This is a genomic window from Sinomonas soli, from assembly GCF_054782415.1.
Window position 1 is genome coordinate 129,246 of sequence record NZ_BAAGSN010000020.1, and the last position, 15,504, is coordinate 144,749.

The following is a 15,504-nucleotide window of genomic DNA, read 5'->3' on the forward strand; positions in this document are numbered from 1 at the left end:
CCCGCAGGCACATCCGCCCCCCCCGAAACCCCAGGGCGAGCCTCGAAGCCTCGGTGCGCGCCCGGCGTCGTCCATCCCAAGGAGAGCCATGTCCACCGCCCTCGACGACCTGCTGGCGCCCCGCTGCGCCGTCTCCCCACCCGCGCTCTTCATCGACCACACGGCGTTCGGCGCACGCCGGATCCACGGGGCCCCCCTGCCCTGGACCGACGCCCCCGAGCTCGCGGCCTACTACGGCAAGGCCCAGGCCCTGCTCGGCTCGGACGCGACCGTCGTTCCAGTCGCGCCGCTGGTCGAGGCCGTCCTCGTGGAGCACCCCTCGCTCGTCGAGGACCTCGGCGCGCGCTCGCGGACCGGCTACGCCCTGCGCACGCTCCTCGCCTCGGACCCGGTCGGCGAGGCGATGAGCCGGGCTCTCACCGCGATTCCGCACATGAGCCACGCCCCGCTGGCACTGCTGGCCCCCTCGCCGCTCGCGTGGCTCGCGATGGCCCAGAGAGCCGCCGGGAACCCGGACCTCTCCACGGTCACCCCCGACCACGCGGAATCCGCAGCGATGTACGTCTCGGACTGGCTGCGCCGGTACGCGGACAGACCGATCACCTGCCTGGTCCTCGATGGCCGCCACGGGGGACTGGAAGGCCAAGGCGGCTTGCGCACGCTGCCCGCCGAGGACCTCGCAGCCTACAGCCCGGTGCTCAACGCCGCGGAGCACTACCGATGGGGGGTGCTCCACATGACCGAGGAGCGTGTCGGCGTGGCCGGGGAGGCCCGCACGGCCGCGTGGCTGCCCGACGGGTTCTGGACCGACGTGGCGCCGGCGCCCGAGGCAGAGCTCCTCCTCACCTCGGTCCCTGCCGCTGCCGACCCCGACACCGTCCTGGCACGGCTCGCATCCCTGCGCTGAGGACGAGCCCCGCCGGCTACCCCGCGGTGATGATGACCTTGAGCGCCTTCTCCGTCGCGGCGTTGGCGAAGGTGTCATAGGCCGCCATGATCTCGCCGAACGCGAACCGGTGGGTGACGAACTTGGCGGGGTCGATCGCGCCGGAGCTGATCTTGTCGAGGAGCTCCGGCGCGGTCGTCGCATTGACCAGGCCGGTGGTGATCGTGATGTTGTTGATCCAGTCGCGGTCGATCGGGAACTCGACGGGCTTGCCGTGCACGCCGACGTTGGCTACGCGGCCCCCCGGGCGGATCGCGCCGAGCGCCGCGCTGAAGGTCGCGGGGATCCCCACGGCCTCGATCGCGACGTCCACGCCCAGGCCGTCGCGGCTGAGCCGCTTGATCTCGGCCGCGACGTCCACGCCCTCTCCGGCCCGGAGCGTGTCGGTCGCGCCGAACGCCCTGGCCTGCTCGAGCCGGTACTCGTTGCCGTCCACGGCGATGACCTTCGCGGCGCCGGCCGGGCCCGCCGTCATGATCGACGCGAGGCCCACCGGACCGGAGCCGATGACCGCGACCTCGTCACCGGGGCCGACCTTGCCGTAGAGGACGCCGATCTCGTAGCCGGTGGGCAGGATGTCGCTGAGCATCGCGCCCTGTTCCGCGGTGACGCCGTCGGGCAGCGGGATGAGCCCGTTGTCGGCGAAGGGGACCCGTACGTACTCGGCCTGGGTGCCGTCGATGAGGTGGCCGAAGATCCAGCCGATGCCGCCGAGGGTGCGGCAGTGGGAGGTGAGGCCGGCGGTGCAGAAGTCGCATTCCATGCACTTGCTGATGCAGGAGATGATCACCCGGTCGCCGACCTTGACGCGGGTGCAGTCGGGGCCCGTCTCGGTAACGACGCCGACCCCCTCGTGGCCGAGGATCCGACCGTCCGTGACCGCCGGGACGTCCCCCTTGAGGATGTGCAGGTCCGTGCCGCAGATCGTGGTGGTCTCCACCTTCACGATCGCGTCCGTCGGATCCTGGATGACGGGGTCGGGCACCTCTTCCCAGGCCTTCTGGCCCGGGCCGTGGTAGACGAGCGCCTTCATGGTGGAACCTCCTCAGTGGATGGTGCAGCGGGTGTCCGCGCAGAGGGCAGGGAGCCCCTACGGCTTCGACGCTAGCGGTGGTGCCCGGACCGCGGTACGGGCCAAGGGCCCCTGGCGCTCAGGCGGAGCGTCCGAGCCATTGGGGTTCGAGGTGCCGTCGCCGTACCTGGTCGGCCTCGACCCAGAACTCGCGCGCACCGCGGTAGTAGGACATGCCCCAGAGCACCTGCACGAGCACGTGCTGCGCGCTCCAGCCCAGCGCGAAGCCCTTCTCGGTGCGGTCCGGGCGGCCGTCGTCGAACGTCAGCCGCACCCACACCGGAAGGGGCCGGTGCGCGCGGACGGCTCCCTTCCGGCAGGCCTCCCCCACAGGCGCTACGATCGGGTCCGCCTCGGGCTCGCCGATCTTGTTCAGCTCACTCATGGCTGGATCATCCCTCCCGCCTCCGACATCCGAGTCAGGCGGACATACGAGCCGGGTGCCGTCCAGATCGGGCAGCCGAGCCCTTGGGGACCCCGCGCCGCTTCAGCCGCGCGACCCCGACCTGGAGACGTGCCCGCGCCGCGGCCGCGGGCGGAGATCAGCGTCGGGGGAGCCGGCGCCGGCGCTGGAGGGCCTCGCCCCGGGAGCGAGGAAGGCCTCAAGGGCCGCGAACGCCTGCCCGGTCCGCTCGAAGGCGGGGTGGGGCCGCTGCAGCCGCTGCAGGAGCTCGCCGTTGTGCTGGAGCCGGAGGCGCGCCTTCGTCACGGCCGTGCGGGCGGCGGGCAGGTCGCCCGGCCGCAAAGTCAGGGGCTGGAGGACGCCGCGGACGGACTGCAGGGCGAGCGCGAACGCTCGGGCGTCCTCCCGCTGGGCGGCGGCGCGGTGCCCGCGCAGCTGGTCCGCGGCCTCGGACCACAGCTCTCCTGCCGCAATGCGTGCCACCTCGGTCCAGGCCTGCTCCTCGTCGAGCCCGGCGCGGACCAAGGTGGCGTGCAGGCGGTTCCACCGGCCGGCCAGCTCTTCCTCGGTGGCCGGGCGCGGCGGAACCGGGGGAACGTGGCTCGAGGGGTGGGCGTGCAGCGCCGCTTCTACGGTGCGGGTGCGGTAGTGTGCGAGTGCTGGGGCTCTCTTCATGGGTTTCCGCTCAATTCGCCAGCCCGCGCCAGCAGCGCTGGGGCAGGGGCTGATCAGGACGTGGTGCAGCGGCCGCGGCTCGTCGGCCCCGATGCCGTGGGGACCCGGATCGCTGCGGCTCCCTTCCAGAGTCCCCGACCGTCGCCCCGTCCTTGGAGGGCCAAAAGTCCCGGGTCCTGCTAAAAGTCCTCCGTTTTGCCAAAAGGTCCTGGCCTCCCCGCCGTGCCGTGCAGGGCCCTGCCGCGCAGCCGCTCTCCGGCGCCAGTGACCTTGTGCCCTGACCCCCTCCGAGGGCCCGGACCTACGATGACGTGGGCTGCAGCGAAGGGGCTGCGGCCGCGGCGATACGGGGGTCGGCATGGAGCGCCGTGATTCCGACACCGGGACCGGAAGTCCAGCAGGTGCGTCCGTCCGCGTGTTCATCCTCGACCGCCACGAGGTGGTCCGTCTCGGTCTGCGGGGACTCCTCGAGAGCGCAGGGATGACGGTCGTCGGGGAATCCGGCTCAGTACGCGACGGCCTCGCCCAGGTCCCGCGGCTCGAGCCCCATGTGGCGGTCCTCGGGGCGCTGCTGACGGACGGGATCGGGATCGAAGTGTGCCGCAGGCTCAGGTCCGCGGCGCCGAGCGTGCAGTGCATCATCCTCAACGACGCCCACGACGACCAGGCCGTCCTCGAGGCGGTGCTCGCAGGTGCGGCCGGGTACTTCCCGAAGGACACCCCGGCAGCTGCCCTCGTGGAGGCCATCGGCCGCGCCGCGGCAGGGGAGCCGCTCTTCGAAGCCGGCGCCGAGGCGCGCGCGAAGGCCCGGCTCTCGTCGGCCGAGCCCAGGGACCCCCTCGTCGACTCGCTGACCCCGCAGGAGCACCGGGTGCTGGACCTCATCGCCGAGGGCCTGACCAACCGGCAGATCGCCCGCGAGCTCGACCTCGCGGAGAAGACCGCGAAGAACTACGTCTCCTCGGTCCTCACCAAGCTCGGACTCAAGCACCGGACCCAGGCTGCGCTCCACGTGGCCGCCCGGAACGGGGACAGCCAGGCCGGGCGCGCCCCTCGCAGGCGCTGAGCCGGGCAGGGACCTTTTCCCCTGTGGGCCCTCCGCGCGGGGCAGAGATGCTGGGTAAAAGCCCGCACGTGCAGAGGAGACCCGACGATGCCGCACTACGAGCTCACGTTCATCAATCCTGCGTCCCGCTGGTCGCACCCCGTCCAGTTCCGGGCAGCGTCGCCCGAATCAGCCCGCATCCTTGCCTCGCAGCTGATCGACAACCAGCTCCGGGGAGGCGGGGTCGCGGAAGCTGTGCTCTCGACGGCGGGAACCACCCCACCTGAATCGCTCCGGTGGAGGGACGGCGTCTGGGAGGCGGAAGCCGGTGGACAGACCCTTCCGGGGGCCGGGGAAGGGCAGCTCTCATGAGCGTCTCGCCCATGACTCCCCGCCGCCGCGGCCTCCTGGCCCGCTGGGAGAGCGTCCGCACCCTGCTGGTCCTCGAGGGTGCCCCGGATGACCGCGCCCGCACCGAGGCCGCGTGCCTGGGCGCGCTCGAGGCCTGGGACCTGATCAACCTGCGGCGCCGGCACGAACGGGACCGCGGCAACGGGCGCGAGGCCAAGGCGCTCGAGGCGGCGCTGCGGCCGCTGCAGAGCGTGGTGGTCAGCCTCCTGCGCCACCCGGGGGACACGGACGCGGCCCGTTCTACGGTGCGTGCCGCGCAGCGCCGCTTCGAGCAGGACGCCAGGCTCGGCTCGCTCGCGCATGCTCCGGGGGCCCGTGTTGCCTACGAGGCGTTCAGCTCGCTCGATGCCCTGCTCGCCTCCGGGATGCGCAGGGCGGGCTGAGGCCAGCCCGGGGACGGGCTGGGCCGGCCCGGCCAGGCCGGCGCGACGCTGGGCTGGCCGGGGCCAGCTCAGTCCACGAAGGCCGTCTGCGGCAGCACCGGATGGATGCGCTGGACGAGCTCGGCCGCGACGGTGTGCAGCTTGACGTTGCGGTTGTTCGACGCCCGCCGCAGCACGTCGAAGGCCTCGTCGGCGGAGCAGCGGCTCTGGGCCATGATCGCTCCGATGGCGACGTCGATGACGGTCCGGTTCTGCATCGCGTGTGCCCGGTGCTCCGCGAGGTCGGCCTCGTCCGCGAGCCGCACGGCCATCCGGAGCGCCCACGAGGCCTCGTTGCGGGCTCGGCCGAGCAGGGCGAGCGCGGCCCGCCGGGCGGGCGCGTCCGCCGGCGGCGTGCCCACGAGGACGAGCGCCGCCGTGGCCGTGGGCCCGGCGGCGACGGGCGCCACGAACAGGCCGGCGTCGACTCCCCACGCGATGCCCGACGCCCAGGCCTCGGGCAGCCGCTCCTCGGACGCAGACCGGGAGTGCTCGAGCGCGGAGGCGAGGTACGCGTCGTCGTCCGCGATGCGCTCCCGGGTGAGCCGGACGAGCGAGCAGGCGCCCCCGGCCGTGAGGACGGGACGGTTGCGGCGGTAGAGGGCCAGTGCGGCGTCGGGGCGGCCCAGCGGGGCGAGCCGGCGGCCCGTGCGCTCCGCGAGAGCGGAGAGGAAGGCGTCGAGCCCGGAGTACGCCAGCAGCAGGTGGAGAAGGTCGTGCGTGGCGGGACGTGGCTCGGACCGGGCGGCCATCGGTGTGCTCCTTCGGGGGCACGGCCGTCGCAGGAGCGTCGGCCGCGTGGACTGAAGTCGGCCCTTTTCCTGAGCACAGGGCAGCGCGCGGCGCTGCCCCGTCGATCATCTTGACGAAAGCCCGCGAAACGGTCAAATCTTGGCGGGCCCGGGGCCGGTGCGACAATGGCAGCGCGGTCGGTGGGGAAAGGCCGGCCGCGAGCCCCAACCCCTGTGAGGAAATGCCCTGATGCATTCAAAGCTGCTTGCCGTCCGCGACCAGGTCCATGCCCGCAATCCCGGCGAGGTCGAGTTCCACCAGGCCGTCGACGAGGTCTTCGAGAGCCTCGGGCCCGTGATGGAACGCCACCCCGAGTACGTCGAGGCGGCGGTCCTCGAGCGGCTCTGCGAGCCCGAACGGCAGATCATCTTCCGCGTGCCGTGGACGGACGACGCCGGGCGGGTCCAGATCAACCGCGGCTTCCGGGTGGAGTACAACTCCGCCCTCGGCCCCTACAAGGGCGGCCTGCGGTTCCACCCCTCGGTCTATCTGGGCATCGTGAAGTTCCTCGGCTTCGAGCAGATCTTCAAGAACGCCCTGACGGGCATGCCGATCGGCGGCGGCAAGGGAGGCGCCGACTTCGACCCGCGCGGCCGCTCCGACGCCGAGGTCATGCGCTTCTGCCAGTCCTTCATGACGGAGCTCTACCGCCACATCGGTGAGTACACCGACGTGCCCGCGGGCGACATCGGCGTGGGAGGCCGCGAGATCGGCTACCTCTTCGGCCAGTACAAGCGCATCACCAACCGCTACGAGTCCGGGGTGCTCACTGGCAAGGGCCTCGGCTGGGGCGGCTCCCTCGTGCGCCCCGAAGCCACCGGCTTCGGCACCGTCCTGTTCGCCAACGAGATGGCCGCCTCGCGCGGCGGCGGCTTCGAGGGACGCCGCGTGGTGGTCTCCGGCTCCGGCAACGTGGCGATCTACGCCATCGCCAAGGCGCAGCAGCTCGGCGGCAAGGTGGTGGCCTGTTCGGACTCGAACGGCTACGTCGTGGACGAGGCGGGGATCGATGTCGGGCTCGTCCGGCAGATCAAGGAGGTCGAGCGCGGCCGGCTCAAGGAGTACGCCGAGCGGTGCGGGCCGGGCGTCCACTATGTCGACGGAGGGAGCGTGTGGGACGTCGACGCGGAGATCGCCCTGCCGTGCGCAACCCAGAACGAGCTGGATGAGGCCGCCGCGGTGCGCCTCGTCCGGGCCGGCGTGAAGGTGGTCGCCGAGGGCGCCAACATGCCCTGCACCCCGGAGGCCGTCGCGGTGTTCCAGAAGGCCGGTGTGCTCTTCGCCCCCGGCAAGGCGGCCAACGCCGGCGGCGTGGCCACGTCCGCGCTCGAGATGCAGCAGAACGCGAGCCGCGACTCGTGGTCCTTCGAGTACACGGAGCAGCGCCTCGCCGAGATCATGGTGGGCATCCACGACCGCTGCGCCGAGACGGCCGAGGAGTACGGCGAGCCGGGCAACTACGTGCTCGGTGCGAACATCGCCGGATTCGTCAAGGTCGCCGAGGCCATGCTCGCCCTGGGCCTCGTCTGATCTCCCGTCCCCTCAACGCCGCATCAGGACCTGCCGGAAACATCGGAGTATTACGGCCTGTCCTGATGCGGCGTTTGGCGACGGCGGACCGTACCGGCTAGCCTGAGCGCATGTTCAAGCGTTGGTATGCGTATTTTGCGTTGGCTCTGGAGGGCCAAGCGTAGAGTTTCGCGTACCGACTTCCAGAGCCAACAGGGCAGGGACCTCACGGTCCTTGCCCTTTGCCATACCAACGGCAGGCTCTGGACCCCGCGGGGCCTGCAGATGAAGGACAGGACCCCATGAATCCCCAGCCCGCCGCTCCGACCGCCAGCTCCGCCTCGGCCAGCTCGGCCACCGGCAACCTCCGCGTCGCCGAGTTCACCGCGCTCCCGTCCCCCGGCGAGGTCCTGGACGAGCTGCCCCTCTCCGACAGCGCCGCCCGGACCGTGGCCCGCGCCCGGGACGAGGTGCGCGCCATCATGGACGGGCTCGACGACCGCCTCCTCGTGATCGTGGGACCCTGCTCCATCCACGATCCCGAGGCCGGCCTCGACTACGCGCGGCGACTGGCCGGCGTCGCCCGCGAGCACCGCGAGGACCTGCTCGTGGTGATGCGCACGTACTTCGAGAAGCCCCGCACCACGGTGGGCTGGAAGGGCCTGATCAACGACCCGCATCTGGACGGCAGCCACGACATCCCCGCCGGGCTCCGGACCGCGCGGCGCTTCCTCCTCGACGTCCTCGCGCTCGGCCTGCCCACGGCCACCGAGTTCCTCGAGCCCATCAGCCCGCAGTACACCGCCGACGCGATCGTCTGGGGCGCGATCGGGGCCCGCACCACCGAGAGCCAGATCCACCGCCAGCTCGTCTCCGGCCTCTCGATGCCGGTCGGCTTCAAGAACGGCACGGACGGCGGGCTCGGGGTCGCCGTCGACGCCTGCGGGGCCGCTGCTGCCGCGCAGGCCTTCCTCGGGATCGACGACGGAGGCCGCGCCGCCCTCGTGGAGACCGCCGGCAACCCGGACACCCACCTCATCCTCCGTGGGGGAACCGCCGGACCGAACTACGGCGCCGAGCACGTCGCCGCGGCCTCGGCGCGGATGGCCGGCAAGGGCCTCAACCCGCGTCTCATCGTGGACGCGAGCCACGCCAACAGCGGCAAGGACCACCACCGCCAGGCCGAGGTGGCCCTCGAGATCGGCGCGGAGCTCGCCGCGGGCGGGGACGCGGCCGGGGCCGTGGCCGGCGTCATGCTCGAGAGCTTCCTCGTGGGCGGGGCCCAGCCGCTCGACGTCGCCGAGTTCGCTGCCGGCCGTGCGCAGCTCGCCTACGGGCAGAGCGTCACGGACAAGTGCATGGAGTGGGAGGTCACCGAGCAGGTCCTCGACCACCTTGCGGGAGCGGTTCGGGCCCGGCGCGTTCCCAAGGGCCACTCCAGCAACTAGAGTTGTTTGTATGTCTGATTTCTCCTCGTCGCGGTTCCTCACAGTCGCTGAGGTCGCGGAGATGATGCGGGTGTCGAAGATGACGGTCTACCGTCTGGTGCACTCGGGGGAGATGCCTGCCGTGCGCTTCGGCCGCTCCTACCGGGTTCCCGAGGCGGCGGTCGAGCAGTACCTGGAGAACTCGGTCGTGGACGGCAGGACCGAGTCGGCCTGACGGGTACGGTATCCTGTTCAGGAACGTTTCACGTCACGTCACCAGCAGTTGGTTGAACGGCGCCCTTGTGCGCGACCCGGCCAGCAGCCCGGGGCACCAACTACGGTAAGGAACTTTTCATGGGTTCGGTTATCAAGAAGCGCCGCAAGCGCATGGCCAAGAAGAAGCACCGCAAGCTGCTTCGCAAGACTCGTCACCAGCGCCGCAACAAGAAGTAGGCGCGCCGCCCCTTCAGGGGCGATGGTGGGTGAGGCCCGTTCCCTGTGTGGGAGCGGGCCTCACATGCGTCCGGGCCACATTCTTCCCGCGGGGTGACCTTGGGCGTCTGCGGGGTGACGCCGGGCGGCTGCGGGCTGACCTCGCGCTAGCGGCGGAAGCGGGCGTAGCCGCGCCAGAGCCCGTACAGCGCGCCGCCGACGGTGGCCGCCTTGAGCCCGAGCGTGGCGGCCCGGCGCCCGGCGCGGAAGTCGTAGATGGGCCAATTGTGCGCATTCGCGTGCGAACGCAGCCGCGCGTCGGGGTTGATGGCCACAGGGTGGCCCACGAGCGTCAGCAGCGGGATGTCGTTGTGCGAGTCCGAGTAGGCCCAGCAGCGCTCGAGGTCGAGGCCCTCCCGCTCGGCGAGCTCTGAGGCCGCCGCGGCCTTGGCCTTCCCATGCAGGATCTCGCCCACGAGGCGGCCGGTGTAGGCGCCGTCCTCGATCTCGCCCACCGTTCCCAGCGCCCCGGTGAGCCCCAGCCTGTCGGCGATCACGGAGGCAACCTCGATGGGCGTCGCCGTCACAAGCCACACGCGCCGGCCCACGCGCAGGTGCTGCTCGGCGAGGGCCTTGGTGCCCGGCCAGATGCGCGACTCGATGAACTCGTCGTAGACCTCGTGGCCGATCGTCTCGACGTCGACCGCGAGGATCCCGGCGCCGAGCGCCAGCGCGGAGGCCTCGATGGAGCGGACGTCCTCGAGGCTCTCGCCGCGGAACAGGAACGCGAGGTGCTTCCAGGCGAAGCCGGCCGCGTCGCGCAGGGTGAAGGCGCCGCGCTCGTACATCTTCCGGGCCACGTGGAAGAGGCTGGCGCCCTTCATGAGGGTGTTGTCCACGTCGAAGAAGGCCGCCTCGCCCGGGCGCCCCACGGGCGCCGGGCGCGCTGGATCCAGCGCCTTCTTCTCTGCGGGCATGGTCCGAGTCTAGCGATTCACAGCTCGGCCACAGCCGCGCGCTACCGTGGAGGCATGCGCATCCCCGAGATCGTCCTCGTGACGAAGAGCCAGTGCCACCTGTGCGAAGCCGCCAGGGATGTGGTCGGACGGGTGGCGTCGGACGCCGGCCTCGGCTGGGAGGAGCGCAGCATCGACCACGACCCCGCCCTGCGCGACCGGTTCGCCGAGGAGGTGCCGGTAGTGCTCGTGGACGGCGTCCAACGGGACTTCTGGCGGATCAACGAGGCCCGGCTGCGGCGCACCGTCGACGCGGCCCGTCAGGGCTGACCGCCGGCGCGCGGCCGAGGCCTGCGGCCCTTTTGGTGCCCGGGCCGCCCCGGTCCTAGAGTGAATGGGGCCGCCGCGACGGCGGCGTCCGAGCGTAGAGCCCGCACGCGCGTGGCCCGCGAGGGAATGAGGTGGCAGTGGCAGGACGGTCCCAGTCGGGAAGCCGAGGCGCCGCGCCCGCGACCGACGGGAAGCAGCTGCCGCCCGCAGTCGTCTCCCGCCTGACCGTCTACCTGCGTGCCCTCAACTCGTTCCTCGCGGACGGCGTGGACCGGGTCTCCTCGGACGCGCTGGCCGAGGCGTCCGGGGTCAGCTCCGCGACCCTGCGCAAGGACCTCTCGCAGCTCGGCTCCTACGGCACCCGCGGCGTGGGGTACGAGGTCGAGAACCTGCGCCAGCACCTCTCCGTGGCCCTTGGCCTGACGCGCGACTGGCGCGTCGCGATCGTGGGCGCCGGCAACCTCGGCCGCGCCCTGGCCCGGTACGGCGGCTTCGGCACGCGCGGCTTCGATGTCGTCGCGCTGCTCGACACCGACCCGCAGATCATCGGCAACGAGATCGGCTGGCTCCGCATCTCCGACGCCGCCAACCTGGAGGCCGTCTTCCAGCGCACCCGCGCGAACATGGCTGTCCTCGCCCTCCCGGCGTCCGTGGCCCAGGAGGTGTGCGACCGCGTCGTCGCCGTGGGCGTCCGCAGCATCCTCAGCTTTGCGCCCACCATCCTGCAGGTCCCGCCCGGGGTGACGCTGCGGAAGGTGGACATGGCCACCGAACTCCAGATCCTCGCCTACCACGCACAGCGCGGAGAGGCCGGCGGGGAGACGGGCACGCCTTCAGACCCCGATCCGTCGTACGACGACGTTCCGCACCCGGGCGGGCAGCCCGCCTGAGGCGGGGGGCCGCCGTCGTGCGCCAGCGCCCGCTGGGCCCGGAGGGTCAGCGGAGGTAGCCGCCGCCGAGCTTCGCTGCCCGGCGGGCGGCGATGTACTGGCTCGAGGGCCGCAGCCACGTGAGCACCGCCGCGGCGATGTACAGCGCTCCCGAGAGGAACGAGAGGACGTAGACGAAGGCCGGCATCGGGAATGCGCCCGCGGTGGGCAGGACCGCGGAGAGCGCAAGGTTGCTGACATAGCCGAGCACCGAGAGGCCCGCGAACACCGTGAGCAGGATCCGCACCCAGTTCATCCCGGCCCGGATCCCGAGCGCGATCAGCACGGTGACGGCCACTCCGACGAGGGCGGAGACCCACAGGGCGGGGGTCATGATGGCCGTGAACTGGCTGGCGAAGGCGGCCGCGTTGGCCCGGTTGGCCCGGGTGGTGGCCTGCATCAGGCTGGTGTGCATGTAGGTGCCCATCCAGTCCAGGATCGCCGGGATGCCGGCCAGCGGCGCGATGGAGCTCGCGACGAGGAACCAGGCGGCGAGGGTGATGGTGAGCGGCCGCGCGATCCCGACGGCCGGCATTCCAGGGAAGGAGCCGCTGGGCAGCTGGCTCGGCCACGGCCCCTGGTATGAGCCTTGGGGCGGGGGAGGACCGTAGGCGGGCGCTCCGCCGGGCTGCGGCGTGCCCTGGTAGGCCGGGGGGCCCGGCTGGTAGGCCGGCGGACCGGGCTGGTACGGGGGCGGCGTGGGCTGCTGGCTCATGGCGTCACTGTCCGTAGGGATTGCCGAAGGTCGGTCCCTTCGGGGGCGTGTAGGGATTGGCGAACTGGTTCTGGGCGGTGAGGAAGGCCGTCACCGCGGGCCTGAACAGGAGCACGATCGATGCGACTGCGAGGCCGATCGTGATGAGGGAGAACACGCCGCCCGCGAGGAAGGCGCCGAGGGTGAGGCAGAGGAAGACGGTGCCGAGGGTCCGGGCCCACTTGCGTCCCCGCATCAGGAAGACCCCGCACAGCACGAGCACGACGGCGTTGACCACGACTCCTGCCATGGCGAGCCACACGAACGTGCTGATGATCTGGCGGAACTGCTCGAAGGTGATGCCCGACGAGGCGCCGCCCGCGTCGTTGAAGAGGGTCCGGAGGGCGGACGTCGGCGTGTTCAGGGTGACAAGCGTGGCGAAGAGGCCGATGACGACCTCGGCGGCCGCCGTGATGAAGACCAGCAGCGAAGCCCGGCGCACCGCCGTGCGCTGCGCGTCAGGGCCGGGAGCGGGAGTGCCATAGCCCTGGGGCCCGTAGCCAGGGGCACCGTACCCCTGAGGCCCATAGCCCTGGGCGCCGTAGCCCGGGGCACCGGGCTGCTGCCACGCCTGTCCGTAGGCCGGCGGCTGCTGCTGGCCGTACGTTGGGGGCTGCTGCTGTCCGTAGGCCGGCGGCTGCTGCTGGCCGTACGTTGGCGGCTGCTGCTGCGCCTCCCCATATCCGGGAGCGTACTGTCCGTACTTCGGGGCGGGCCGTCCGGGCCCGGGCTGCGCCTGGCCCTGCCCCGCCTGGCCCTGCCCCGCCTGGCCCTGCCCCGCCTGGCCCTGGCCAGCCTGCTCGGGCCCGGGCTGCTGATCCCCGTGGTGCTGCTCGGCGCCGTTCGGGGGGACAGGGGGCGTGCTCATGCGGGTCCAATCGTTGAAGGTGGCCCGACGGGGTAACGGCTACGCGCCCCCGCCGCGTTGACCCCACTGTAACGCCAGAGGGCACCGGCCCGGCACCCCTCCCTGATGTCAGTGAGGGCGTGCCGCGCGCGGCGGCCCTGCTGCACGGTCAGCCCACGCAGGGCTGCGGTCAGCTGGTCGTTTCCTCCACCGTTGCCGCCGCGATGACGGCAAGGCTTTCGGCGATGCTCAGCAGCGCCGTGGTGCGCGCCTGCTCGAGGCGTCCCGCAATCTCAGCGGAGCTGGTGCCCTCCTTCTGGGACGCTTCGAAGAAGGCGAAGGCCAGTTCGAGCGGCTCATGTGCCATGGTCGGGTTCCCTTCATCCGCGTCGGCGAACCCCCCGGGCCCCTCGCCCGGGGATACCCACGTGACCTACCCGCGGGCCGGAGTCTCAACCCTTCTGCAGGCGGACGGCCAAGCCCGCGGGCCGGCGGCCCGGTACGTGATGGCCTAGGGGAAGATCCGCAGTGAGGTGTCCCAGTTGAAGTTCTCGTGGGCGGGGCTGACCTGGAGGCCGAAGACCAGGAGCATGAACGCCTCCAGCTCGCGCGAGCGGCGCAGCGGTCCTGCATCGATCGGCCGCATCCCAGCCTTGGCGACCAGCGCGCTCACCTTCTCCTTGGCCGTCTCCGAGTCTCCCGCGATGAAGACGTCCAGATGCTGGCCACCCGCCGAACCGGCCTCCAGGGTCGCGGCGAAGACGGTGTTGAAGGCCTTGACCACCTCGGCGCGGCCCCGGACCATCGCGGCGACCTCTTCCGCCGCCGACGTCCCCGCTGGCGTGAGGAGGCCGTCGAAGGTCGCGACGTCCACGGGGTTCGCGATGTCCACGACCACACGCCCGTCCACCGCGTCGCCGAGCTCGCGCACCACATTGGCAGCCTCCCTGTAGGGGACGGCCAGGATGACCAGGCCGCCTTCGACGGGGGCGCCGATGACCCCGCCGCTGGCGCCGGCGCCGAGCGACTCGACGAGGTCGCGGGTCTGGCTCCCGTCGCGGCCCAGGATCTGGACGGCACGCCCCGCGCGCAGAGCCGTCTGCGCGAGTCCTCGGGCCATCCTTCCGCTGCCGATGATCGTGACCTCAGCGCTCACGTCTGCCTCCTCGATCGCTGGCCTGATGCCACCGAGGGTAGATCCGTGCCGATCCGCCTGATAGGGCCTTAGGCCACCCGCACAAGAGCGCCCGCGGACCTACGCCGCCGCTGGGGCAACGGGCCGTCAGGCCCTTCGACTCTGGCCCGCTCGGGGGCCGCGTCAGAGAGTGGGAGACGGGGATCCCGGCGCCAGGAGGAGCGGATCATGCCTCGGACAGCAGTGGTGACCGGGTCGGCGTCGGGCATCGGCAGGGCAACCCGGGATCTGCTCGCCCAGCGGGGCGAGACCGTCGTCGGCGTCGACATCCACGACGCCGAGGTGGTCGCCGACCTCTCGGGACCCCAAGGCCGGGCTGCCCTGGCCGAGGGCGTGCGCCGGCTCAGCGGCGGCCGGATCGACTCCGTGTACGCCGTCGCGGGGCTGGCGGTCCCGGCCCCCGCCACCGTCGCCGTCAACTACTTCGGGACCCTCGCCACGCTCGCAGGACTCCGACCACTGCTGGCCGGATCGCCATCGCCGAGGGCTGTGCTGGTGTCCTCGATGGCTGCGCTGCTGCCGAGCGACGCCGAACTGGTCTCGCTGCTCACCGCCGAGGACGAACCGGCGGCGCTCGCGCGTGCAGAGGTCCTCGCCAAGGCCCCCGAGACAACCGGCGGCCTGATCTACTCCTCGACCAAGCTCGCGCTCTCGCGCTGGGTCCGCCGGCAGGCGGCATCGCCGGAGTGGGCCGGCGCCGGGATCCCCCTCAACGCCGTCGCCCCGGGGATCATCGCCACGCCCATGACGGCCGCGATGATCTCCACGGACGAGCAGCGGCAGGCGCTGCTCGAGACGGTCCCGATGCCCCTGAATGGCATCGCCGAGCCGGTCGTCGTGGCCCGTGCCCTGGCGTGGCTCGGAGGCGAGGAGAACACCCACCTCTGCGGCCAGATCGTCTACGTCGACGGCGGAAGCGACGCCGTCATCCGCGGCGACGCCGTCTGGTGAGCCCCGGGAAGGAAGAAAGGGAAGGAAGAGCAATGAAGACATGGAGCCGGTGGGAGGACTACGTCGCGGGCGTCTGCGGCCTCTACGCCGCGGTGGCGGTCCTGTGGACTGCGCAGACGGCCGGCTCGAGGACCCTCATGCTGGTCTTCGGCATCCTGCTGGTCGTCGCAGCGGCGCTGAACCTGTCGATGCCCGGCACACCGTGGCTCGAGTACGCGCAGTGCGCCCTGGGCGTGCTGCTCTTCGCCTCGCCCTGGATGGGCGCCTACTCCGACCACACCGGCGCGGCCTGGACGTCCTGGATCACCGGGATCGTCGCAGCCGGGGTGACGGCGGCCGCCGTCCGGCCAGCCATGGAAGCCCACCACCGGACGATGCCCTCCCACTGAGGCGCACCGAACCATAGGG

Annotated in this window: 21 protein-coding genes; 12 read left to right on the top strand and 9 right to left on the bottom strand. The window is 71.9% G+C overall.

The window, feature by feature from the left end; genetic code table 11:
• The first annotated feature begins 88 nt into the window (after positions 1–88).
• Positions 89–907, top strand: a complete 819-nt coding sequence (locus ACYVKZ_RS18885) for a hypothetical protein (protein ID WP_460993754.1) — start codon at positions 89–91, stop codon at positions 905–907.
• Positions 908–923: 16 nt separating this feature from the next.
• On the opposite strand, the gene ACYVKZ_RS18890 is transcribed toward ACYVKZ_RS18885, so the two are convergent.
• The 3 genes from ACYVKZ_RS18890 to ACYVKZ_RS18900 all read right to left on the bottom strand — a co-directional run bounded on the left by ACYVKZ_RS18890 (position 924) and on the right by ACYVKZ_RS18900 (position 3,096).
• Positions 924–1,979 (bottom strand): zinc-dependent alcohol dehydrogenase family protein, encoded by a 1,056-nt coding sequence (locus ACYVKZ_RS18890; protein WP_460993755.1) that lies wholly within the window; start codon positions 1,977–1,979, stop codon positions 924–926.
• 118 nt (positions 1,980–2,097) lie between these two features.
• Positions 2,098–2,403 carry a hypothetical protein gene (locus ACYVKZ_RS18895; protein WP_460993756.1) on the bottom strand — a complete coding sequence of 102 codons (306 nt, stop codon included), beginning with the start codon at positions 2,401–2,403 and terminating at the stop codon, positions 2,098–2,100.
• Between the two features lie 102 nt (positions 2,404–2,505).
• Positions 2,506–3,096: a hypothetical protein gene (locus ACYVKZ_RS18900; protein ID WP_460993757.1), complete on the bottom strand. Its 591-nt coding sequence runs from the start codon at positions 3,094–3,096 to the stop codon at positions 2,506–2,508.
• Positions 3,097–3,454: 358 nt separating this feature from the next.
• Between ACYVKZ_RS18900 and ACYVKZ_RS18905 the strand changes: the two genes are divergently transcribed.
• From ACYVKZ_RS18905 to ACYVKZ_RS18915, 3 genes are all read left to right on the top strand, one after another.
• Complete coding sequence (locus ACYVKZ_RS18905) at positions 3,455–4,162, top strand: LuxR C-terminal-related transcriptional regulator (RefSeq protein WP_460993758.1); 708 nt, start codon at positions 3,455–3,457, stop codon at positions 4,160–4,162.
• Between the two features lie 87 nt (positions 4,163–4,249).
• A complete protein-coding gene (locus ACYVKZ_RS18910) occupies positions 4,250–4,513 on the top strand; it encodes a hypothetical protein (RefSeq protein ID WP_460993759.1) in 264 nt (87 codons plus the stop codon).
• Positions 4,510–4,935 carry a hypothetical protein gene (locus ACYVKZ_RS18915; protein ID WP_460993760.1) on the top strand — a complete coding sequence of 142 codons (426 nt, stop codon included), beginning with the start codon at positions 4,510–4,512 and terminating at the stop codon, positions 4,933–4,935. Before ACYVKZ_RS18910 ends, ACYVKZ_RS18915 begins: the two co-directional genes overlap by 4 nt.
• 68 nt (positions 4,936–5,003) lie before the next feature.
• On the opposite strand, the gene ACYVKZ_RS18920 is transcribed toward ACYVKZ_RS18915, so the two are convergent.
• Complete coding sequence (locus ACYVKZ_RS18920; protein WP_460993761.1) at positions 5,004–5,726, bottom strand: ANTAR domain-containing protein; 723 nt, start codon at positions 5,724–5,726, stop codon at positions 5,004–5,006.
• A 229-nt stretch (positions 5,727–5,955) separates the two neighbouring features.
• Here ACYVKZ_RS18920 and gdhA point away from each other — a divergent pair, with 229 nt between their 5' ends.
• The 4 genes from gdhA to ACYVKZ_RS18940 all read left to right on the top strand — a co-directional run bounded on the left by gdhA (position 5,956) and on the right by ACYVKZ_RS18940 (position 9,155).
• Positions 5,956–7,296: an NADP-specific glutamate dehydrogenase gene (gene gdhA / locus ACYVKZ_RS18925; RefSeq protein ID WP_460993762.1), complete on the top strand. Its 1,341-nt coding sequence runs from the start codon at positions 5,956–5,958 to the stop codon at positions 7,294–7,296.
• A gap of 281 nt (positions 7,297–7,577) precedes the next feature.
• A complete protein-coding gene (locus tag ACYVKZ_RS18930; RefSeq protein WP_460993763.1) occupies positions 7,578–8,723 on the top strand; it encodes a 3-deoxy-7-phosphoheptulonate synthase in 1,146 nt (381 codons plus the stop codon).
• A gap of 10 nt (positions 8,724–8,733) precedes the next feature.
• Entirely contained in the window at positions 8,734–8,937 is a 204-nt protein-coding gene (locus ACYVKZ_RS18935) for a helix-turn-helix domain-containing protein (protein ID WP_460993764.1), read from the top strand.
• A 119-nt stretch (positions 8,938–9,056) separates the two neighbouring features.
• On the top strand, positions 9,057–9,155 hold the full coding sequence (locus ACYVKZ_RS18940) for a 30S ribosomal protein bS22 (protein ID WP_003792170.1): 99 nt from the start codon (positions 9,057–9,059) through the stop codon (positions 9,153–9,155).
• Between the two features lie 146 nt (positions 9,156–9,301).
• Here ACYVKZ_RS18940 and ACYVKZ_RS18945 read toward each other — a convergent pair whose 3' ends face one another.
• The gene (locus tag ACYVKZ_RS18945) at positions 9,302–10,111 is read right to left on the bottom strand and encodes an HAD family hydrolase (RefSeq protein ID WP_460993765.1); all 810 of its coding nucleotides are present in this window, start codon (positions 10,109–10,111) and stop codon (positions 9,302–9,304) included.
• A gap of 54 nt (positions 10,112–10,165) precedes the next feature.
• On the opposite strand from ACYVKZ_RS18945, the gene ACYVKZ_RS18950 reads away from it, so the two are divergent.
• Positions 10,166–10,420 carry a glutaredoxin family protein gene (locus ACYVKZ_RS18950; protein WP_460993766.1) on the top strand — a complete coding sequence of 85 codons (255 nt, stop codon included), beginning with the start codon at positions 10,166–10,168 and terminating at the stop codon, positions 10,418–10,420.
• Positions 10,421–10,557: 137 nt separating this feature from the next.
• A complete protein-coding gene (locus tag ACYVKZ_RS18955; protein WP_307004943.1) occupies positions 10,558–11,310 on the top strand; it encodes a redox-sensing transcriptional repressor Rex in 753 nt (250 codons plus the stop codon).
• Positions 11,311–11,356: 46 nt separating this feature from the next.
• On the opposite strand, the gene ACYVKZ_RS18960 is transcribed toward ACYVKZ_RS18955, so the two are convergent.
• From ACYVKZ_RS18960 to ACYVKZ_RS18975, 4 genes are all read right to left on the bottom strand, one after another.
• Positions 11,357–12,064: a hypothetical protein gene (locus tag ACYVKZ_RS18960; protein ID WP_460993767.1), complete on the bottom strand. Its 708-nt coding sequence runs from the start codon at positions 12,062–12,064 to the stop codon at positions 11,357–11,359.
• 4 nt (positions 12,065–12,068) lie between these two features.
• Complete coding sequence (locus ACYVKZ_RS18965) at positions 12,069–12,971, bottom strand: hypothetical protein (RefSeq protein ID WP_460993768.1); 903 nt, start codon at positions 12,969–12,971, stop codon at positions 12,069–12,071.
• A gap of 169 nt (positions 12,972–13,140) precedes the next feature.
• Positions 13,141–13,317 carry a hypothetical protein gene (locus ACYVKZ_RS18970; RefSeq protein WP_460993769.1) on the bottom strand — a complete coding sequence of 59 codons (177 nt, stop codon included), beginning with the start codon at positions 13,315–13,317 and terminating at the stop codon, positions 13,141–13,143.
• Between the two features lie 144 nt (positions 13,318–13,461).
• The gene (locus ACYVKZ_RS18975; RefSeq protein WP_460993770.1) at positions 13,462–14,106 is read right to left on the bottom strand and encodes an NADPH-dependent F420 reductase; all 645 of its coding nucleotides are present in this window, start codon (positions 14,104–14,106) and stop codon (positions 13,462–13,464) included.
• Positions 14,107–14,313: 207 nt separating this feature from the next.
• On the opposite strand from ACYVKZ_RS18975, the gene ACYVKZ_RS18980 reads away from it, so the two are divergent.
• Positions 14,314–15,096: an SDR family oxidoreductase gene (locus ACYVKZ_RS18980; protein ID WP_460993771.1), complete on the top strand. Its 783-nt coding sequence runs from the start codon at positions 14,314–14,316 to the stop codon at positions 15,094–15,096.
• Between the two features lie 32 nt (positions 15,097–15,128).
• The gene (locus ACYVKZ_RS18985; protein WP_460993772.1) at positions 15,129–15,485 is read left to right on the top strand and encodes an SPW repeat protein; all 357 of its coding nucleotides are present in this window, start codon (positions 15,129–15,131) and stop codon (positions 15,483–15,485) included.
• Positions 15,486–15,504 lie beyond the last annotated feature (19 nt).